Origin of the sequence: Pseudodesulfovibrio karagichevae (assembly GCF_041414475.1) — a bacterium.
In the GTDB taxonomy this organism is placed as follows: Bacteria; Desulfobacterota; Desulfovibrionia; order Desulfovibrionales; family Desulfovibrionaceae; genus Pseudodesulfovibrio; species Pseudodesulfovibrio karagichevae.
The window spans coordinates 18,119-38,717 of sequence record NZ_JBGLYH010000011.1; the positions used below are offsets into that span (position 1 = coordinate 18,119).

The following is a 20,599-nucleotide window of genomic DNA, read 5'->3' on the forward strand; positions in this document are numbered from 1 at the left end:
CGTGCCCCGTTCGCGTCTGGCCTTCTGGATATTCCTGGCCCCGGTGCTGATGTGGCTGCTGCTGCTCATCGTCCTGCCCCACCTCGACCTGCTGACTATGAGCTTCCGGGGTGAAAACGACTACGGCGACATGGTCTGGACCACGCGAAACTACCTGAATTTCTTCACCGAACCCATCTACTGGCTGACCTTCGTGCGCACCGCGCTCTACGCGGTCATCACCACGGCCATCACCTTTTTCCTGGCCATGCCCGTGGCCTTCTACATCTCCAAGCTCGCTCGGCACCGGATGCAGGGCGCGTTGATGATCCTCATCCTGCTGCCGTTCTGGGTCAGCGAGCTGGTGCGCATCTACGGCTGGATGATCCTCCTGCGCGAGTCCGGGGTGCTCAACTTCTTCCTGGTCAAGCTCGGCATCCTGCACAGGCCCGTGGAGATGCTCTACAACGACGCGACCATGATCATGGGGCTGGTCTACACCTCCATGCTCTTCATGGTCGTGCCCCTGGTCTCGGTCATGGACAGCCTGGACGACAGCCTGATCGAGGCGGCCCACGACCTCGGGGCCGGGAAACTGGCCATCTGGCGGACGATCATCATCCCGCACTGCAAGCCGGGCATCACCTCCGGGGCCATCGTGGTCTTCATGCTCACGCTGGGCAACTACCTGACCCCGAACCTCATGGGCGGCAAGAACTCCCTGTGGTTCACCGAGCAGATCTACAACCAGTTCATCGCCAGCTTCAACTGGAACCAGGGCTCGGCCTTCGGCTTCCTGCTCCTGGTCCTCAGTTCCCTGATCATCTGGGCGGGGCTCAAGATCTCGGGCCAGAAACTCGGGGAGGTGGCCTCATGATCCGTTCCCTGCCGCGCTCCAAGGCCTACGACTGGTCCTTCAACGCGTTCATCATCCTCTATTTCGTGTTCCTGTTCGCGCCGCTGGTGGTCACCTGCGTGCTGGCCTTCAACAACTCGGACTTCCCGTCCCTGCCCTGGCAGGGGTTCAGCCTGGACTGGTTCGTGGCCGACGGCCCGGACCGCATCGGCCTGTTCCACGACGCCCAGAACCTGCGCTCCATCCTGACCAGCTTCGAGACCGCCTTTTTCGTGTCCATCCTGAGCGTGGTGGTCGGCACCTGCGCGAGCTTCCTGTTCGAGAAGGAGAACTTCCGCTTCAAGGGCGCGCTGTACATGCTCATGCTCGCCCCGCTGGTCATCCCCGGCGTCATCCTGGGCATCTCCCAGCTGCTGGCGGCCAACACGGCGGGCACCTTCGTGGACGAGACCTTCGGAATCGACATTCCCTTTTTCCGGCCGAGTTTCTGGCTGGTGGTCCTGGGCCAGTTCTCGTTCATCTCCACCTTCGTCACCCTGGTGGTCTCGGCCCGGCTGCGCAAGTTCGATCCCGCCCTGGAGGAGGCGGCCCTGAACCTGGGGGCCACGCATTTCGGGGTCATCCGGCACGTCACGCTCAAGTTCCTGCGGCCCGCCATCGTCGGGGCCGGGGCCGTGGCCTTCCTGATGAGCTTCGAGAACTTCAACACGACCCTGTTTCTGGTGGGCTCGGAACCGACCCTGCCCATCAACCTCTATCTCCAGGTGCGCGACGGCTCCACCCCGGTCATCAACGCGGTGTCGCTGATGCTCATCGTGGGCACCTCCCTGCTCGCCCTGGTCAACTTCTATTTTACCAGGAAGACTGACTGATGTTTTTCGATCATCTGCAAAACGCGGGTTACGTCTGCGCCCATCGCGGCGCGCGGGCCCTGGCTCCCGAGAACACCATGCTGGCCGCCGAGCTCGGCCTGGTGTTCGGCGCGGATTTCTGGGAGATGGACGTCCAGCGGACCGCCGACGGCGAGCTGGTGGTCATCCACGACGACGACCTGGGCCGGACCACGGACGTTTCCGCCCGGCCCGAGTTCTGCGAACGCGCGCCCTGGCCCGTCCGCCTCTTCACCCTGGAGGAGCTGCGCACCCTGGACGCCGGGTCGTGGTTCGCCGAGTCCGATCCCTACGGGACCATCGCCCGGGGCGAGGCGCGCAAGTCCGATATCGGGCGCATGCGCGGCCAGCGCATCCCCACCCTGGAGGAGGCCCTGGCCTTCACCCGGCGCAACGACTTCCCCATGAACCTGGAGATCAAGGACCTGGAGTACGCCCCCGGCGACCTGACCATCGTCTCCCAGGTCCTGCGCCGGATCCGCGAGGCCAAGGCCGAGGACCTGATCCTGGTCTCCTCCTTCAACCACGACTACCTGGCCGAGATGCGCCGCCTGGCCCCGGAGATCCCCGTGGCCGCCCTGGTGGAGGGGAGCAATCCCGACAATATCGAGGAATACCTCGCGGACCTGGGCGCGGTGGGCTACCACCCGGACGAGGTCCTGCTCGACGAGGAACTGGTCCGTCGGCTGACCGCCGCGGGCATCCGCGTCTCCCCGTACACGGTCAACGACATGGACCGGGCCCTGGCGCTCCTCGACGCGGGCTGCTTCGGGATCATCACCGACTTCACCCACACCCTGCGGGAGCGGCTGGCCGCGCGATAACCGCCCGGCCCGCCCCGGGTCGCTCCGCACCGGTTCCACCGTCCCCGGCTGTCCTCCGGAATCCATACTTGCCATATCCCTCCAGGCCCCATATTGTGCAGGAGTAAGGAATTCCCCCGAGAACCGGCCAAGCGAGGTTCGCCATGTCCGAGGAAGTCAGGGGTCTGGTGGAGCGGTACATGCCGGAGTTTCCCGTCCGGCGCTGCGGCAGGGTGTTCACGGATACCACCCAGTTCATGGACATCAACCACGGGGACGTCATCGAACTGGCGGGGCTGCATTATCTCGTGCTCAAGGACGAGAGCGAACGGCGCTTCGGCATGGAGGACCCCAAGTACTGGGTCAAGCGGTGCCGCGAGCTGGAGACCGGCGAGCGCAAGATCCTCAAGCTGGTCTTTTACGAGCGGTTTCCCATCAAGGTCGGCGAGTTCGAGGTCCAGTGCTACCGCAGCCCCAAGAAGGAGTCGCGCATCCTGGACCTGGTGGCCGGTGATCCCCGGTTCATGCACGGCGTGACCCGCCCGGACGACCACGACAACCCGGTGCGCATCCTGGACATCGTCCAGGGCCGGGAAGTCGGCAAGTACGTCTACGGGATCAAGGCCGACCACGAGACCTATTTCCGCGAGCATTTCCCGGCCGTCCTCGACCACTTCATGGGCGCGTGCGAGGCCATCGGGTTCCTGCACGCAAGCGGCGAGAAGCACGGCGACATCCGGCGCGACCACCTGTTCATCGAGTACGGCACCGGACAATACCGCTGGATCGACTTCGACTACACCTTCGATTTTCACGAGAACCCGTACGGCCTGGACATCTTCGGCCTGGGCAACATCCTCATCTACTGCGCGGGCAAGCAGGTCTGGAACTCGGGCAACCTCGCCGAGGGGGGCTTCACCGACGAGACCCTGAACGGCCTGGACCGGGGGGACCACTCCCTGGTCATCCGCAACCGGGTGGTCAACCTGCGCAAGCTCTTCCCGTACATCCCGGCCGAACTGAACAACGTATTCATGCATTTTTCGCAACGGACCGAGGTCTTCTACGATACCGTGGAGGAGTTCCTCGACGAGCTGCGGCCGTGCCGCAGGCTCCTCGGGTGAGCCGGAGTCGCGTGAATCCGCGCGGCCCGCGCCGTCAACCACAGCCCAAAGGGGAGGGCGTCATGGATTTCAAGAGAGTGCTCATCGCCGTGGACGGTTCCGAGAATTCGCTGCGCGCCGTGCGCTACGCAGCCGCCATGCTGGGCGGCGGCCAGGGGTACGCCGTGCGGCTGGTGCACATCGAGCGGCTGCCGGAGCGGGACCTGTTCCCGGATGAATCGGCCTGGGCCGGGCAGTGCCGGGAGCATTCGCGGGCCATGCGCGATTTCCTGGAGGAGGCCAGAGGTGTGCTGGAGGCGGGCGGCCTGTCCGGCGAGACCATCTGCAGCCAGTACGTGGACAGCTGCGCGGCCCGGCCCGAGGGGGCCGAGGGTTGCAGCCATGGCCGGAACATCGCCCTGGAGATACTGGGCATCGCCGAGCGGGAGGACTGCGGCACCCTGGTCATCGGCCGCCGGGGCGTATCCAAGGCCGAGGAGTTCCTGTTCGGCAGCGTGTCCAACAAGCTCATCCACCACGCCAAGGACCGGACCGTGTGGGTGGTTTCCTGACCTCTGCTAGTGCGGCAGCTCGCAGGAGTTCTTGAATATGGCGCCGAGGTATTCGCTGTTGAGCTTCGGGGTCTTCTCTATCCTGGAGATGAGCACCACCAGCGTGACCGTGGACGCGAGCATGAACAGGGGGCTGAACAGCCAGAAGATGAGCGGCACCAGGAAGTAGTAGGCCCGCATGCCCACGTGGAAGTACCCGCCCGCCTTGTTCAGCTCCATGGCCACGAAGGTGATGGACGCCCCGTAGTTGCCTTCCTCGGGCGGGGTGTTGATCAGGAAGCCCACGTGCATGAACAGCCGGATGGCGAAGGAAAAGTTGAAGAACGCGATGAACAGGTTGCCGAGAATGACCAGGAGCTTGAGGGTGATGGTGCTCTCGGCCCTGGAGCCGAAGATGTTCATGGCGTGCCAGGTCTGGCCGAGCTTGTCGGCCTGGCCGGACAGGGTCAGCAGGCCCACGGCCAGGAGGATCGACGTGGAGGCCAGGAAGGTCGCGGCCATGGTCGAGTTGCGCAGGGTCTGCACGGCCAGGATGTCGTTCTTCTCCTCCATGACGCCCACGACCCAGGCGGTCCGGGCCAGGGTGGTGGCCCCGTACAGCGAATAGGTGGGGTTGCTCTTCAGCCTGTAGCGCATGTACAGGTGATAGGCCGTGAAGATTCCGGCGGACACGGCCAGGCAGATCATGTCCAGCAGATGCGGGGCGAAGAAGTCTTGCATTGTCGATAACCCTCCCGAGGCGGATTGTCGCCTCGGCCGGAAGGATAGCCTGTTTGGGCGCTTCCGCCAACCCGTGAAAAAAACAAATCGACGCGGCCGATTTTCCGCCCTTCGAAGGGTGAAATAACGTGTTGCCTTGCCTGTCCCCGTCCAGTAACAAGGCAACTTTCATGGAGGACGCCGCCTTGGATGGATTGAAGAAAAAGAGAGTGCTTGTCGTCGGAGGAAGCTCCGGGCTCGGCCTGGCGGTTTCCCGCCTGGCTTACGGGCTCGGCGCCGAGGTGATCATCGCCTCCCGGTCCGCGGCGGACAGGCACGAGGAACTGGCCGCAGCCGTGGGGCCCGAAATCGAAACGGTCTCGCTGGACGTCAACGAGGACAAGGAAGTGGAGGCCGCCCTGCAGGGCATTGGGGACATCGACCACATGGTCGTCACCACCCGGCCCCGGTTGACTCCCGCGCCCTTTGCCGAGGCCGACCTCGACCAGGCCAGGCAGGCCTTCGAGACCAAGTTCTGGGGACAGTGCCGACTGATCCAGATGGCCCACGCCCTTATCAGCCCGGACGGCAGCGTCGTGCTGACCACCGGCATCGCGGGTGAGCGGATCTACACGGGCAGCTTCGCCATGAGCGTGATCAACAGCGCCACCGAGACCCTCTGTCGGGCCCTGGCCGTGGAGCTCGCGCCGATCCGGATCAACGCGGTCTGTCCGGGCTTCATCGCCCCCAAGCCGCACGAGATCGAGGAGCGCGCCAGGTGGTTCCCCTCCGGCAGGACCGCCTCGGCCGAAGAGGTCGCCGAGGCGTATATCCATCTGATGGAAAGCCCGTACGTCACGGGGACCACGCTGGTGGTGGACGGCGGGGCGCGGTTGATCTGAGGGCGGACCGGATGCATCGTTTTTGGGTCTTTGGCACGGCCGTCCCGGCGACGGCCCGGAGTTCACGATGAATATGGAAATGTGGGTCATGTTTTTTCTGGCCTATCTGGTAACCACCCTGTCCCCCGGCCCGAACGTGCTGCTGGTCCTCAAGAACAGCATCCGGCACGGCTGGAAATCCGCGTTCATCACCGTGCTCGGCAATCTGAGCTGCCAGTTCCTGATCGTCTGCCTGGTCGCGGTGGGCGTAGGCCATCTCTTGAGCGAGCTGCCGTTCTGGTTCGTGGTCATGAAGACCGTGGGCGGGGCGTATCTCATCTATCTCGGCATCCGGAACCTGCGGGCGGCCCGCAAGGGCAAGGGAACCGCCCTGGCCGAACCCGAGGCGGGCGGCGTCGCGGGCAAACCCCGCCGCAGCCTCTTCCTGGAGGCCTTCCTGGTCTCGGCGAGCAACCCCAAGACCCTGATCTTCCTGTCCGCCTTCCTGCCGCAGTTCCTCGACACCGCGCACCCGGTGTCCGAGCAGTTCACGATCATGTTCGCGACCATCTGCGCCATCGTGACCACCGTGCACCTGGGCTATTCGTACCTGATCGCCTCCCTGGGGCACCGTTTCTCATTCAAGGATTTCGGGCGCAGGATCGACAAGCTCACCGGCGGGCTGTTCATCGCCATGGGCGGGGGCATCCTCCTGAGCGACCGCGTCTGACGCGAGCGGTGCGCGCATGCCATATCGGGCCCGGAGGGAAACCTTCCGGGCCCTTTTTTCCCTTCTCGGCGCGGGGCTAGACCCCGGCTCGGATTTCATCCAAGGCGACGCGCATCCGGCCGACGCCCTCGCGCACCTTGGGCAAGGCCTGGCCGCTGTCCCTGAGGCACAACCCCACGCCCTGCATGGTGGCGGTCATCGCCTTGTCCAGCCTGTGCAGGGAGGCGGACATGGTCATGTTTCCGGACAATTCGGCGTAGGTGTCGACCTTGCTCATGCGCGAGCGCATGTCTGCGATGTGGCTGTTCAGCGACTTCAGAGCCTCCTGGCAGTCGGCCGGGCTCTGCACGCTGTTCACGGCCTGTTCGATGAGGCGCATGCTGTTGTCCATCGCGAGCACGTCCTGGCGCATGGCGATATAGTTGGGGTCCATGTCCTCGTCGTCCATGGCGCAGGCCAGGGACCCGGCCATCAGGGTCATGGTGAAGGCCAGGATGATGGGGGTGACTTTGTTCATGATCGTTCTCCTTTGCGGGCAGGGCCCGATCGCCGCTTTCGGTCGGCCCTGTCGCGGGCCGTCTTGGCGGCGGTAGTTGTCGGTTCGTCCTCCGGCCATGGGCCTGGGGGCGGGACCAAGGGCAGGGCGGGAATGGGGACAGGATGCAGGCATGAATGCGGTGGCGAGTGTCCTCCTGTGGTCTCCCTTGGACCCCTGTTTGCAACAAGGATCGTGCCACAGCCCGCTTTTTCTGCGAAAAGGAATGATTGGCAGATGTATGATGCTGTTTTCCGACTCGCATAAGGTTTATTCTGTCTTCGTTTATACGGAATTATGCACAGTTCTGCACATTTCGTGCAAGCTGTTTTGTGCGGGTTGCTGCACAAGCATCGCCTGAGGGGCGTTGTCCCCGGCCCGGTCCGGGAAATAAATACTGTTCAGTCTCGCGGGAGCCTGTACACTGGATGGGCACGACGCCCGCCCTTTTCCCCGCCCGTCTTTCCCCCGGGCGGGCGGCGGGCAAGAACGACAGGATGGATCCATGCGCATTCGCTCGAAACTGCTTATATTCTTTCTTCTGGTCTCGCTGGCGCCCCTGCTCCTGGTCTGGGGCGGCGTGCGCCGCGACCTGACCTCCATGGGCGAGAACCTGGCCGACCGCAGCGGCAACCTGCTGGTGCGCAAGGCCAGCCGGTCCCTGGAGCGGGTGGTGGCCGACCACGCGGCCATCCTGCACCGTGAGCGGCAGCTTCTCGAAGTCACGGCCCGGCTCCTGGCGTCCAAGGTGGAAGGGGCCCTGTTCGGCCACGAACATGTCCCGCAGGTCGGGACCTACACCCCGCCCGAGGACCGCCTGGCCGACCTGAAGAGCGACTATTTCAGCCTGGGCATGGGTGGCGTCCGGGAACCCATGGACGTGGATTTCGGCCATGTGTCCACCTGGTCCGGCGACGCCGACACGCCCCTGGCCCGGCTGGTCCCGACCCTGGGCAGGGTCAAGGCCGAACACCCCCGCCTGCTCCTGTGGATCGACGTGGCCATGAAGGACGGCGACCGGGCGCGCTATCCCGTGGCCAGCGCGGCCAGGATGGGCGGGGGAATGGGCATGATGGGCAGCGGCCGGGGCATGATGGGCGCCATGGGCTCCGCATCCAAAGACAACGGTTTTCCGGACAGGCTGACCTGGTCCTCGCCCGAGGTGGACCGCGCCACCGGGCGCATGGTCTTTGCCGTGAGCGCGCCCATCCGTGACACCGGCGGCGCGGTCTCCGGCCGCCTGACCCTGGTGGTGCCCGTGGGTGCGGTCCTGTACGGGGAGAGCCGCAACAGCCCGTTCCCGGAGGGCACCGAATCCCTGCTGGTCGCGCCCGTGACCGACCCCGACACCCATGAGCCCGGCCTGCGCATCGTGGCCCGCGAGCGGGCCGAGACGACCGCCCGCATCGGCATGGGCCACATGTGGATTCCCGAGGCCGACGCCTGGCTGACCCCGGAGGACACCGCGCCCATGAAGGACATGGCCGCGTCCATGCTGGCCGGGAAGTCCGGCGTGGTCAACGTGGGCGGGACCGGCGGCGAACTGTGGGCCTACGCGCCCATGGACAAGAGCGGCGTCTCCCTGCTGCTCATCGTGCCCGAGGAGGACATCGTCAAGGAGGCCCGGGACGCGCGCGGCTACGTGGCCGGTCAGGTGCGCCAGCACAATGCCAAGATGGGCGCGGTCGTCCTCGTCGTGGCCGTGGTCGTCATCCTCATGGCCTTTTTCCTGTCCAAGCTGTTCACCCGCAACATCCGGGAACTGGCCCGCGCGGTCCACAGCGTGGCCCGCGGCGACTTCTCGGTCCGCGCCAAAGTGCGTTCCCGCGACGAGGTCGGCCGGCTCGGCCGGGCGTTCAACGCCATGATCCCCGAACTCCAGGACAAGGTGCGCATGCAGAATTCCCTGGAGGTGGCCCAGGAGGTCCAGCTCAGCCTGCTGCCCGGCCATGACCCGGAGTTTCCCGGCGCGGACATTGTCGGGGCCAGCACCTACTCGGACGAGACCGGCGGCGACTACTACGACTTCATCCCCCGCACCACGGACCGGGGCGACAGCCTGGTGGTGGCCGTGGGCGACGTCAGCGGCCACGGGGTCCAGGCCGCCCTGACCATGGCCTCGGCCCGCGCCTACCTGCGCAGCCTCCTGTCCGGCGGCGCGCCGCTCGGCGAAGCGGTCCAGGCCGTGAATCGGCTGATCTTCGAGGACACCGACGGCTCGGGACGATTCATGACCCTCTTTCTCCTGGAACTCTTCGCGGACGGGGCCGTGGAATGGGTCCGCGCGGGCCACGATCCGGCCCTGCTTTTCACGCCCGGCCGCGAGCGCTTCGAGGAACTGCAGGGCGAGGGGTTGCCCCTGGGGGTCACCCCGGACGCGACCTTCACCGTGGGCCGCAGCAAAGCCGCCCCCGGCCAGATCGCGGTCATCGGCACCGACGGCATCTGGGAGGCCGTCTCCCCGGGCGGCGAGATGTTCGGCAAGGACCGCTTCAAGGCCCTCGTCCGCGAGCACGCGGGCGAGAACGCCGCCGCCCTCGTGAAGACCGTCAACCAGGCCGTGACCGTCTTCCGCGCCACCGCCCCCCAGCGCGACGACATGACCCTGGCCGTGGTGCGTTGGGTGTGAGGAGCGGGGGCTGGCGCGCGGCCTTTTACTTGCGGGCGATGCCGTAGAGTTTGAGCAGGGCGTAGAGGCGGGCGCGGGACAGGCCGGAGAGGGCGCAGGACGAGGCGATTTCGCCGCCGGTGATTTCCATGAGATTCATGAGATAGCGCTCCTCGCTCTGGGCGATCTGCTGGTCGCGGTAGGTGCGCAGATCCGGGAAGGCCTCGGGCGGGGCGATTTCGTGGTGGTGGGCCGGTTTGGCGGCCTGGCGCTCCGGCTCCATGGCCCGGCGGGCGATCTGGGCGCGGATGGCCTTGGGCAGGTGGCGGGGGAAGAGCACGGCGTCGTTGCCCGCACGGGACAGGGCCTGCTCCAGGGTGTGGATCAGCTCGCGCACGTTGCCCGGCCACTGATAGTGCATGAGCGCGTCCAGGAAGTCCGGGGAAAACCCCTTGGTGGTCATCTTCAGCTTCTCGCAGTGGCGCTGGATGAACTTGCAGGTCATCTCGTTGATGTCCTCGGTGATGTCGCGCAGGGCGGGCAGGCGGATATGCATGCCGCGCAGCCGGAAGTACAGGTCCCGCCGGAACTCCTCGTTCTCGACCATCTTCTCCAGGTTCCGGTTGGTGGCCGCCAGCAGCCGGAAGTCGCTGTTGATCTCGCGGGTGCCGCCCACGGGCCGGAAGCTGCGCCCTTCGAGCACGCGCAGGAAGACCTTCTGCAGGGGCATGGGCAGCTCGCCCACCTCGTCCAGGAACAGGGTGCCCCCGTCCGCCTGCCTGACCAGCCCCACGGTTGGGGCGTCCGCGCTGGTGAACGCGCCGCGCTCGTGGCCGAAGAGCAGGCTCTCGGCCAGGGTGTCGGGCATGGCCGCGCAGTCCACGACCACGAACGGCTTTTCCCGGCGGGCCGAGTTCTTGTGGATGGACCGGGCGAAGAGCTCCTTGCCCGTGCCGGTCTCGCCGATGAGCAGCACGTTGATGTCGCTGGTCGCGGCCTGGGCCACGGCGTCCAGGCAGGAGAGCATGGGGCGGCTGTTGCCGATGATCCCCTGGCGCCGGAGGGACACCGGGCAGAACCCGGAGTGGACCTTGGTGTGGTAGGTGATGACCCGCTCCAGCAAAACCAGCAGCCGTTGCAGGTTCAGGGGCTTGGTCACGTAGTTCCAGGCCCCGGACTGGATGGCCCGTTCGGCCATGTCCGGGTCCCGCCTGCGGGTGACGACGATCGCCTCCGGAAAGGAAGGTACCTCGCGGATGTGCGCCAGGTAGTCCAGCACGTCCCCGTCGGGCAGGTCGTCCCCGAGCAGGACCACCTTGAACGCCCCGGTGTGCAGGATGCCCAGGGCCTTGGACAGGGAGTTGCAGGAGTTCGACGCAAAGCCGTGCTCCAGGAGCGATTCGGCCAGCCCCCCGGCAAAGGCCGCGTCGCCGTCAACGATGAGGATGTCTGTCATGGGGTGCCCCCTCCCCTTGCAGCAGGAATGATGTTCCAGACGTAGCACGATTATGGATTCCTGGGCAATGTCTTTTGCCCGCCGATATCCTTGGAAAAACCTCCTCGGATTCTCTCCCGTTCCGCTCCGGTATCTTGCCCGGCGAGATGGCTCGCCGCCGGAAGCTCCCTGGAGACCGGGAGAGTGGCGCGCGCTGCAAGAGGCCTTAAACTCCCGGTGAAAATGATTCTCGACTCTCTTAGCCGCCTCGGGCCGTCTTGCCCCGCGAGAATCGTCTTGCGCGGCAAGACGGAAAAATTCCGTTTTTTGCAGAGGTTATGCCGTCCGAGTGGACATGACTCTCCATTATCATCTTCATATTCCTCTCTATGTCTAAAACGGCACGCATCTTGACTTGGAGACAAAGTGAGTGGCCCGCACAGGCAGCGGGTACATGCTGATGATTGCATATTTCGTCTTTTAATCCGGTTGGTTGGCCTGACAAAGAAGGTGGGGCGAAGGATGGCGGGGGAGGATGTCGGACTCACCGGCTCTCCTGAGGGAAGCACAGGCAATGGCGAGACCGTGAATATCGGCAGGAGGGTCGGCGGATGAGAAGAAAGTGGGATTCCAAGACCAAGGCCAGGATCGTGCTGGCGGGATTGATGGGCGAGTGCGTCAACGATCTCTGCCGGACCCACGACCTGCGGCCGGGCCAATACTACAAGTGGCGGGGGCATTTCCTGGAGAACAGCCATCTCGTGTTCGAGAAGCCGCCCCTGCCTGTCGGCGACATGGAGCTGGCGGCCGAAAACGAGGAACTCAAGAAGCTGGTGGGCGAACTGACCCTGGAACTGACCAGCGGCAAACCCATGCGTTGAACACGGTTTTCATGGAGGGTGGGACATGTCCAGAAAGATCGGCGTCTATGTCTGTCATTGCGGGTCCAACATCGCGGGCAAGGTCGACTGCCGTGGGGTGGCCGATTTTGCGGGCGGCCTCAAGGACGTGGTCGTGGCCCGGGACTACCAGTTCATGTGTTCGGACCCCGGCCAGGAGATGATCATCAAGGACATCCGGCAATACGGTCTGGATCGGGTGGTGGTCGCCTCCTGTTCGCCCCGGCTGCACGAGAAGACCTTCCAGCAGGCCTGCGCACGGGCCGGGCTCAACCCGTACCTGATGCAGCACTGCTGCATCCGCGAGCACTGCTCCTGGACCACGGCGGACCCGCTCGAGGCCACGGCCAAGGCGCGGCACATCGTCGAGGCGGCGGTGGAGCGGGTGGCCGACCACCAGAAGCTCTACTCGCGCGAGGTCGAGGTCCTGCCCGACGTCATGGTCGTGGGCGCGGGCATCGCCGGTATTCAAGCTTCGCTCGACATCGCCAAGTCCGGGCACAGGGTCCACCTGGTGGAGAAGAGCCCGTCCATCGGCGGGCACATGGCCCAGTTCGACAAGACCTTCCCGACGCTCGACTGCGCGGCCTGCATCTCCACGCCCAAGATGGTCGCGGTCAGCCAGGAGCCGAACATCAACCTGATGACCTGGTCCGAGGTGGAGGAGGTCACCGGGTTCGTGGGCAACTACACGGTCACGGTCAGGCACAAGCCGCGCTACGTCAACGCGGACGTCTGCACCGGCTGCGGGGCCTGCCTGGAGAAGTGTCCGACCAAGGCGATCAGCGAGTTCAACGAGGGGCTGGGCTTCCGCAAGGCCATCTACCGCAATTCGCCCCAGGCCGTGCCCAACACGCCGGTCATCGACGGCACGATCTGCAAGAAGATCACCAAGGACAAGTGCGGCGTCTGCCAGAAGATATGCCCCACCGGGGCCATCGACTACGACATGAAGGAGACCCGCGAGGTCTTCCACGTGGGCTCCATCGTCCTGGCCACGGGCTACGACACCATGGACCCCACCCCCATGCGCGAATACGGCTTCGGGCGTTACGACGAGGTCTACACCGCGCTCCAGTTCGAGCGCCTGAACAACGCGGTCGGCCCCACCGGGGGCAAGATCGTCATGAAGAACGGCGAGAAGCCGGAGTCCGTGGCCATCATCCACTGCGTGGGCAGCCGCGACAAGAACTACCACGAGTACTGTTCGCGGACCTGCTGCATGTACGCGCTCAAGTACGATCACCTGATCAAGGACAAGGTCGGCCACGACACCAGGGTCTACAATTTCTACATCGACATGCGCTGCTTCGGGAAGGGCTACGAGGAATTCTACAGGCGGGTCCAGGAGGAGGGCGTGACCTTCATCCGGGGGCGGCCCGCCGAGATCGTGCAGGAGGACGGCAAGCTCGTGGTGGTGGGCGAGGACACCCTGCTCGGCATGAACGTGCGCCTGCCCGTGGACATGGTCGTCCTGTGCACGGCCATGGAGCCGAGGGCGGACATGACCGAGGTGGCCCGCGTCTTCGGCGTGGCCCAGGGCCAGGACGGCTTCCTGCTGGAAGAGCACCCCAAGCTCGGGCCGGTCTCCACGGCCACGGACGGGGTCTTCCTGGCCGGGACCTGCCAGGGGCCCAAGGACATCCCGGACGCGGTCTCGCACGCCTCGGGCGGCGCGGCCCAGGCCCTGGCCCTGGCGGCCAAGGGCACGGTCTCCATCTCGCCGACCACCTCCTGGATCAACCCGGACATCTGCGTGGGCTGCCGGGTCTGCGTGGGGCTGTGCGCCTACTCGGCCATCGAGTTCGACGAGCGGCGCAACGTGGCCGTGATCAACGAGGCCATGTGCAAGGGGTGCGGCTCGTGCGCCGGGTACTGCCCGAGCGGCGCGGCCCGGATCAAGCACTTCAACGAGACACAGATATTCAACGAAATAGACGGGCTGCTCGGGATGGTCCCCGGCTGGCTGCCGCCCGAACAGGGCGGGGCGCATCCGGTGGAGATCCCCGTGGAGCGGGCCGCCAAGGAGGCACGTCATGAGTAGCGAGTTCGAACCGACCATCCTGGCCTTTGTCTGCAACTGGTGCACCTTTACGGCGGCGGATCTGGCCGGGACCTCGCGGATGATCCAGCAGCCCAACCTGCGCATGGTGCGCATGATGTGCACCGGCATGGTGGACCCCAAGTACATCGTCAAGTCCCTGCTCTCCGGGGCGGACGGGGTGCTCGTCTCGGGCTGCCACCCCGGCGATTGCCACTACATCAACGGCAACTACAAGGCGAGACGGCGGATCAAGCTCCTGAACGAGATCCTGCCCCAGTTCGGCATCGAGAAGGAACGGGTCAAGCTGACCTGGGTGGGGGCCAGCGAGGGCAACGAGTTTGCCGCGACGGTCAACCACTTCGTCAACGAAATCAGAGAACTCGGCCCCATGGAAGCGCGTTCCATGGCCGTGATCTAGGGCGCGGGAGGCGTGACATGGCAACCATGGCAAAGATTCTGATCGACGGGGGCAACCCGATCACGGCGGTGCAGGGCTTCCTGCGCGGGCTGATGGAAAACGAGAGCATAGGCGGCGTGCTGGTGCCCATGCACCTGTTCGGCAAGGGCATCCCCATGCCGACCCTGGTGACAGACCCGGAGCAGCTCTCCGGAGCGGACCCGCTGGCCCCGGCCTTTCCCATGAACAGCGCCAAGCTCCTGGCCCGGCTGACCAGGGGCCAGGCGGGCGAGCGCATCGCGGCGGTCATGCGGCCGTGCGAGATCCGCGCCTTCGTCGAGCTGGTCAAGCTCAACCAGGGGAGCATCGACGACGTCATTCTGGTCGGCCTGGACTGCATGGGGGCCTTTGATAACATCGGCTACAAGGGGTTTCGCGGCGACCGCGACCCCTTCGAGTCCACCCTGGAGTTCCACCGGCGGGTCGGCAACGGCGGCACGGAGATCGCCCCGGCCTGTATGGCCTGCGAGCATCCGGCCCCGGAGAACGCGGATATCATCCTCGGCCTGGCCGGGGCCGACCTGTCCGGGCACATCCCGGTCATGGCCGCCAGCCCGCGAGGCGAGTCCCTGCTCATCGGCCTGGGGCTGCCCGAGGCCGAGCCGGGCGGCCGCGACGCGGCGCTCAAGGCCATGATCGAGGTGCGCACTGCCAACCGGGACGCCATGTTCGAGCGCACCCGGGCGGCCACCGGCACCCTGACCGACCTGTCCGAGTACCTCTCCTCCTGCGTCAATTGCTACAACTGCCGGGTGGCCTGTCCGGTCTGCTACTGCAAGGAGTGCGTCTTCAACACCGACGTGTTCGAGCACAAGCCTTGGCAGTACATGGGCTGGGCCAAGCGCAAGGGCTCGCTGAAGATGCCCACGGACACGGTCTTCTACCACCTGACGCGCATGGCCCACATGTCCATGGCCTGCGTGGGCTGCGGACAGTGCTCCAACGCCTGCCCCAACGACATCCCGGTCATGGAGCTGTTCCGCACCGTGGCCGCGCGCACTCAGGCGAGTTTCGACTACGTGCCGGGCCGCAGCCTGGACGAACCGCCGCCGCTGTCGGTCTTCAAGGAAGACGAGTTCCAGGACGCGGTTTCGCACATGGCCTGATCATCAATCCGATTCACGGCCCGACAGACGGGAGGAAAACATGAGAAAGCAATACGGCGCATTGGTGGTCGGAGCGGGCATCGGCGGCATCCGCGCGGCCCTGGACCTGGCCGTCACCGGGCACAAGGTGGCGCTGATCGACCGCAGGCCCAGCCACGGCGGCATCCTCAGCCAGCTGGACCACCAGTTTCCCACGGACCACTGCGGCATGTGCCGCATGCTCCCGCTGATGGCCAGGGACTCCTCCAGCCAGTACTGCCTGCGCAAGGGGCTGTTCCACGACAACATCGACATCATGCTGTCCACCGAGGTGGAGACCATGGAGGGCGAGCCCGGCAAGTTCCTGGTCTCGCTCAAGCGCAAGTCCACGCTCATCGACCCGTCCAAGTGCATCAGCTGCGGCAAGTGCTCCGAGGTCTGCCCGGTGCGCGTGCCCAGCGAGTTCAACGCCGGGCTGACCGAGCGCACGGCGGTCTACCTGCCCGTGCCCCACGCCATCCCCAACCACTACGTGCTCGACCTGGACAACTGCCAGCGCTGCTGGAAGTGCTTCGAGGCCTGCCCCACCGGGGCCATCGACTTCAAGTTCGAGGAGCGCAAGGACTTCCACATCCTGGTGGCCGACCGCGACCCGGACGTGCGGGCCATGATGGAGAAGGAGCTCGAGGAGCAGAACTTCCCGCTGCACTTCACCGAATCCGGGCGCGAGGCCGTGGACAAGCTCGCCTCGGACGACCCCGTGGGGCTGCTCCTGCTGGGCATGGACCTGGACGACATGGACGCCGAGCGGGTCCTGATCCGGAGTCGCGAGCTGCGGCCCGACCTGCCCGTGGTGATCCTGGCCGACGGGGAGGCCGAGGAGCAGGCTGGGGACCTGGTCATGCAGGGCGCGCGCGAATACCTGGTCAAGCCGCTCGGGCGCAGGACCTTCGTGCCCTGGCTGGACAAGCTCTACGTGCGTATACTCTCCGACCATACGGTCAAGCTCGAGGTCGGGGCCGTGGTCCTGGCCGGGGGCTTCGACTGCTACAACCCGAACATGGACCCCGAGGGCGGGGCGGACATCTGGGCGTACAACCACCCCGGCGTGCTTACCGCCGTGGAGTTCGAGCGGCTGCTCTCGGGCACCGGGCCCACCGGCGGCGAGCTGCGGCGGCCCGACGGCCAGCCTGTCAAACGCATCGCCTGGATCCAGTGCGTGGGCTCGCGCGACGTGCACAAGAACGCGGACTTCTGTTCCGGGGTGTGCTGCATGTTCTCCATCAAGGAGGCGCTGCTGGCCAAGAAGGCCACGGACGGCGAGGTGGAAACGTCCATCTTCTACATGGACATGCGTACTTCGGGCAAGGAGTACCAGCGTTACCGGACCAGCGCGGAGAAGGAGCACGGCGTGCGCTTCGTGCGCAGCCGTCCCCACGCCGTCCAGCCCGCCGACGACGGCAAGGGGCTCAAGCTGGAGTACCTGACCGACGCGGGCGAACTGATCGCCGAGGAGTTCGACATGGTCGTCCTGGCCGCCGGGGCGCGGCCGCCCAGGGGCATGGACAAGTTCGCCCTGACCATGGGCGTGGATCTCAACGAGTGGGGCTTCGTGGATACCCTGCCGTACCGGCCCGAGCGGACCAGCCGCGTGGGCGTGTTCGCGGCCGGGGCCTGCGGCGAGCCCCGCGACATCTCCGAGTCGGTCATCCATGCCGGGGCCGCGGCCCAGGCCGCGTCCAGGATCATCAAGGCCTATGACGTCCTGGCCGGGATCGAGTCCGAGTCCGAGCCGGAATACCCGGACGTGTCCAGGGACCCGGCGCGGACATTGGTGACCATCTGCACCTCCTGTCCGACCCTGGAGCAGGCCGTGGACCTGGACAGCCTGGCCGGGCGCATGCAGCGGGTCCACTCGGTCTGCAAGGTCATGAGCGTGGGCAGCGCCTGCACCCCGCAGGGGTGGAAGGACATCGAGGACGCGGCCCGGGAGTTCAAGCCCAATCGTATCCTCATCGGGGCGTGCATGCCGTACGCCTACATCCCGAGGCTCAAGGAACTGGGCCGGACCATCGGCCTGAACCCCGCGCTCATGGACGTGGTCGACATCTACACCGCCACCGTGGGCGGGGACGGGGACGGGCGCATCGAGCGCAAGATATATTCCTCCCTGGCCACGGCCGTGGCGCGGTTGCAGGGCGCGGACCCGTCCGGCCCGGCCGTGACCGTGGACGTCGTCCGCTCGGCCCTGGTGGTCGGCGGCGGCCTGGCGGGCATGGTCGCGGCCATGTCCATCGCGGACCAGGGGTACGGGGTCTGCCTGGTGGAGGCCGAGGAGGCGCTCGGCGGCACGGCCATGCGGCTGCACACCCAGCTGGACGGCACGGACCCGCGCGCCTACATGGAGGAGCTCATCGCCCAGGTGGAGAAGCACCCGAACATCAAGGTCTTCAAGGAGGCGCGGGTGGTTCTCTCCAGGGGCAGCGCGGGCCATTTCCGCTCGGCCATCGCCAGCCCCAGGGGGGTCTTCCCCCTGGAACACGGGGTGACCATCCTGGCCACCGGCGGCCACGAGGCCAAGGTCTACGAGTCCGGGCTGTGCGTGCACAAGGCGGTCATGACCCACTTGACCCTGGAGGAGCAGCTGGCCACCGGCCAGCTCGACGCCAAGGCGTTGTCGTCCGTGGTCATGATCCAGTGCTGGCGCAACGAGGGCGAGGACAGGACCTATTGCAGCAAGGTCTGCTGCCCGGAGATGCTCAAGAACGTGCTCGCCCTCAAGGAGCGCAACCCGGACCTGCCCGTCTACGTCTTCTACCGGGACATCATGACCCAGGGGTTCCTGGAGACCTACTACACGAAGGCGCGCAAGGCCGGGGCCATCTTCATCCGCTACGACGACCTGACCTCGCCCCAGGTGACCTTCGAGGACGGCAAGCCCGTGGTCCGGGGGTATGATCCCATCCTGCGCAGCCAGATCGAGCTGCGGCCGGACATCCTGTCGCTGGCCAGCGGCATCGAGCCCAACGACGTGGAGGACCTGCTCGAGGTCTTCGACGTGGAGATCGACGGGGACGGCTTCTACCGCGAGGCGGACTTCAAGTGGCGGCCCGTGGATTTCCTCAAGCAGGGCATCTACCTATGCGGCATCGCCCTGGGGCCCCGGCGCATGCGCGAGACCGTGGCCTCGGCCAAGGCGGCCGCCCAGCGCGCCCTGCGCATCCTCAACGCCGAGAAGATCGCCCGCGAGACCGTGGTGGCCACGGTGCGCGACTCCCTGTGCTCCCTGTGCCAGGCCTGCGTCAGCGCCTGTCCGTACGGGGCCAGGAGCGTGGACATGGCCGAGGAGAAGATCATCGTGGACGAGATCCTCTGCCAGGGGTGCGGCGCGTGCGCGGCGGTCTGCCCCAACAGCGCCACCGTGCTCAAGGGGTTCCACGACGGGCCGATGCTGTCGGTCATCGACGCGGCCCTGGAGGAACCGGCCTAGGGCCGGGCAACACATTGCCAAGGAGTGACGGATCATGAACCAAGCAGTCAGGGAAACGTGGAGCCCGGCCCCGGAGGCCGACCAGATGGTGCTCAAGGAGCTGCGGGAGACCGTGGGGGCGTGCATGCAGTGCGGCACCTGCACGGCGTCCTGCCCCAACTGGCACGCCATGGACATCACCCCCCGGGCCATGTGGCGGATGATCCAGTTCGGCATGCTCGACGAGATTTTGTCGAGCAAGACCTTCTGGATGTGCTCGGCCTGCTACATGTGCACGCTGCGCTGCCCGCGCGGCCTGAAGCTGACCTCGGCCATGGCCGCCCTGAAGCGGCTGGCCGGGATCGAGGGCGGCCCGACCGCACGGAGGAACCAGGCCTTCTACGCCGCCTTCATGGACGACGTGGAGGCCCACGGCCGGGTCCAGGAGATGAGCATGATGCAGCGGTACTTCCTCAAGGCCCGCGACCCCATGCTGCCGCTCTCCTATGTCCCGCTGGGCGTGCGCATGCTCGGCAAGGGCAAGGTGCACCTGCCGGGCCGGGGCCGGGGCGGGGTGCTCAGGCCCCTGTTCGCCAAGGCCCGTGAAATGGAGGGGTTGTCATGAAGTACGCATACTATCCCGGATGTTCGCTGACCGAGAGCGCGCGCGAGTTCGACGTGTCCACCCGGCTGGTCATGGAGCGGCTCGGCGTTGATCTGGTCGAGATCCCGGACTGGACCTGCTGCGGGGCCAGCGCGGCCGAACCTGTCAGCAAGCTCATGAATTACGCCCTGCCCGCGCGCAACCTGGCCATCGTGGAGCAGGAGATGGCGGGGGAGGGCATCACCGAGGTGCTCGCGCCGTGCTCGGCCTGCTATCTCAACCTGCTCAAAGTCAACCGCGAGGTGATCGGCGACCGCCATCTGCACGGGCGGGTCAACGAGGTCCTGGCCGCGTCCGGCCTGCACTACCGGGGCGAGGTCAAGGTCCGCCACCTGCTCGACGTGCTCAAGAACGAGGTCGGCGCCAAGATCGTGGAGCAGAAGATCACCGACGGACTCCAGGGCATGAAGATCGCGCCGTACTACGGCTGCCAGATACTGCGGCCCTATCCGGTCTTTGACGAGCCGGGCAGACCGGTCTCCATGGAGCCGTTCATCGAGGCCATGGGCGGCGAGGTCCATCATTGGGACATGGCCAACCGCTGCTGCGGGGCCTCGCTGATGATGGGCCACCCCGAAGTGGCCATCCGGTCCGTGGCCGCTATCCTGAACGACGCGGCCGGGGCCGACGCCATCGTCACGGTCTGCCCGCTGTGCCAGATGAACCTGGAGGCGTACCAGGCCAAGGCGCGCAAGGCGGGCGGCCGGGGCGTGCCCGTGCTCTACCTGACCCAGCTCATGGGGCTGGCCATGGGATTGTCCGAGAAGGACATGCGGCTCTCGGCCAACCTGACCATGACTCCGGCGGTCAGGCGGGGCATTGCAACCAGGGCGTGGGCCGAGCCCGCGCCCGCCGAAGACGAGGAAACAGCGGGTTTGAACGGATAAACC

At 66.1% G+C, this 20,599-nt stretch carries 18 protein-coding genes; 15 read left to right on the forward strand and 3 right to left on the reverse strand.

Annotated elements, in window-relative coordinates:
- Position 1: 1 nt before the first annotated feature.
- The 5 genes from AB6M95_RS05810 to AB6M95_RS05830 all read left to right on the forward strand — a co-directional run bounded on the left by AB6M95_RS05810 (position 2) and on the right by AB6M95_RS05830 (position 4,203).
- Positions 2-856: an ABC transporter permease gene (locus AB6M95_RS05810; protein WP_371385795.1), complete on the forward strand. Its 855-nt coding sequence runs from the start codon at positions 2-4 to the stop codon at positions 854-856.
- Positions 853-1,707 (forward strand): ABC transporter permease, encoded by an 855-nt coding sequence (locus AB6M95_RS05815; protein ID WP_371385796.1) that lies wholly within the window; start codon positions 853-855, stop codon positions 1,705-1,707. Before AB6M95_RS05810 ends, AB6M95_RS05815 begins: the two co-directional genes overlap by 4 nt.
- Positions 1,707-2,549, forward strand: a complete 843-nt coding sequence (locus tag AB6M95_RS05820) for a glycerophosphodiester phosphodiesterase (RefSeq protein ID WP_371385797.1) — start codon at positions 1,707-1,709, stop codon at positions 2,547-2,549. The genes AB6M95_RS05815 and AB6M95_RS05820 overlap by 1 nt, the downstream gene beginning before the upstream one ends.
- A gap of 143 nt (positions 2,550-2,692) precedes the next feature.
- Positions 2,693-3,652, forward strand: coding sequence for a protein kinase family protein (locus AB6M95_RS05825; protein WP_371385798.1), 960 nt, complete (start codon positions 2,693-2,695; stop codon positions 3,650-3,652).
- 62 nt (positions 3,653-3,714) lie between these two features.
- Complete coding sequence (locus tag AB6M95_RS05830) at positions 3,715-4,203, forward strand: universal stress protein (RefSeq protein WP_371385799.1); 489 nt, start codon at positions 3,715-3,717, stop codon at positions 4,201-4,203.
- A 6-nt stretch (positions 4,204-4,209) separates the two neighbouring features.
- Here the strand turns inward: AB6M95_RS05830 and AB6M95_RS05835 are convergent, their stop codons facing one another.
- Entirely contained in the window at positions 4,210-4,923 is a 714-nt protein-coding gene (locus AB6M95_RS05835; RefSeq protein ID WP_371385800.1) for a DUF599 domain-containing protein, read from the reverse strand.
- Between the two features lie 209 nt (positions 4,924-5,132).
- Between AB6M95_RS05835 and AB6M95_RS05840 the strand changes: the two genes are divergently transcribed.
- Both AB6M95_RS05840 and AB6M95_RS05845 read left to right on the forward strand, forming a co-directional pair.
- Positions 5,133-5,804, forward strand: a complete 672-nt coding sequence (locus tag AB6M95_RS05840; protein WP_371385801.1) for an SDR family oxidoreductase — start codon at positions 5,133-5,135, stop codon at positions 5,802-5,804.
- 67 nt (positions 5,805-5,871) lie between these two features.
- Positions 5,872-6,513 carry a LysE family translocator gene (locus AB6M95_RS05845; protein ID WP_371385802.1) on the forward strand — a complete coding sequence of 214 codons (642 nt, stop codon included), beginning with the start codon at positions 5,872-5,874 and terminating at the stop codon, positions 6,511-6,513.
- Positions 6,514-6,589: 76 nt separating this feature from the next.
- Here AB6M95_RS05845 and AB6M95_RS05850 read toward each other — a convergent pair whose 3' ends face one another.
- Positions 6,590-7,030, reverse strand: coding sequence for a hypothetical protein (locus tag AB6M95_RS05850; RefSeq protein WP_371385803.1), 441 nt, complete (start codon positions 7,028-7,030; stop codon positions 6,590-6,592).
- 523 nt (positions 7,031-7,553) lie between these two features.
- Here AB6M95_RS05850 and AB6M95_RS05855 point away from each other — a divergent pair.
- Complete coding sequence (locus tag AB6M95_RS05855) at positions 7,554-9,677, forward strand: SpoIIE family protein phosphatase (protein ID WP_371385804.1); 2,124 nt, start codon at positions 7,554-7,556, stop codon at positions 9,675-9,677.
- A 25-nt stretch (positions 9,678-9,702) separates the two neighbouring features.
- On the opposite strand, the gene AB6M95_RS05860 is transcribed toward AB6M95_RS05855, so the two are convergent.
- Positions 9,703-11,112: a sigma-54-dependent transcriptional regulator gene (locus tag AB6M95_RS05860; protein WP_371385805.1), complete on the reverse strand. Its 1,410-nt coding sequence runs from the start codon at positions 11,110-11,112 to the stop codon at positions 9,703-9,705.
- 590 nt (positions 11,113-11,702) lie between these two features.
- On the opposite strand from AB6M95_RS05860, the gene AB6M95_RS05865 reads away from it, so the two are divergent.
- Genes AB6M95_RS05865 through AB6M95_RS05895 form a run of 7 tightly spaced genes read left to right on the forward strand, consistent with a single transcriptional unit; the run spans position 11,703 to position 20,596 of the window.
- The gene (locus tag AB6M95_RS05865) at positions 11,703-11,972 is read left to right on the forward strand and encodes a transposase (protein WP_371385806.1); all 270 of its coding nucleotides are present in this window, start codon (positions 11,703-11,705) and stop codon (positions 11,970-11,972) included.
- Positions 11,973-11,997: 25 nt separating this feature from the next.
- Positions 11,998-14,034, forward strand: coding sequence for a 4Fe-4S binding protein (locus tag AB6M95_RS05870; RefSeq protein WP_371385807.1), 2,037 nt, complete (start codon positions 11,998-12,000; stop codon positions 14,032-14,034).
- Complete coding sequence (locus AB6M95_RS05875; protein WP_371385808.1) at positions 14,027-14,452, forward strand: hydrogenase iron-sulfur subunit; 426 nt, start codon at positions 14,027-14,029, stop codon at positions 14,450-14,452. Before AB6M95_RS05870 ends, AB6M95_RS05875 begins: the two co-directional genes overlap by 8 nt.
- 17 nt (positions 14,453-14,469) lie before the next feature.
- The gene (locus AB6M95_RS05880; protein WP_371385809.1) at positions 14,470-15,597 is read left to right on the forward strand and encodes a 4Fe-4S dicluster domain-containing protein; all 1,128 of its coding nucleotides are present in this window, start codon (positions 14,470-14,472) and stop codon (positions 15,595-15,597) included.
- A gap of 40 nt (positions 15,598-15,637) precedes the next feature.
- Positions 15,638-19,066 carry a 4Fe-4S binding protein gene (locus AB6M95_RS05885; RefSeq protein ID WP_371385810.1) on the forward strand — a complete coding sequence of 1,143 codons (3,429 nt, stop codon included), beginning with the start codon at positions 15,638-15,640 and terminating at the stop codon, positions 19,064-19,066.
- A 34-nt stretch (positions 19,067-19,100) separates the two neighbouring features.
- The gene (locus AB6M95_RS05890; protein ID WP_371385811.1) at positions 19,101-19,670 is read left to right on the forward strand and encodes a 4Fe-4S dicluster domain-containing protein; all 570 of its coding nucleotides are present in this window, start codon (positions 19,101-19,103) and stop codon (positions 19,668-19,670) included.
- Positions 19,667-20,596, forward strand: a complete 930-nt coding sequence (locus tag AB6M95_RS05895) for a CoB--CoM heterodisulfide reductase iron-sulfur subunit B family protein (RefSeq protein ID WP_371385812.1) — start codon at positions 19,667-19,669, stop codon at positions 20,594-20,596. The genes AB6M95_RS05890 and AB6M95_RS05895 overlap by 4 nt, the downstream gene beginning before the upstream one ends.
- The last annotated feature ends 3 nt before the right edge of the window (positions 20,597-20,599 follow it).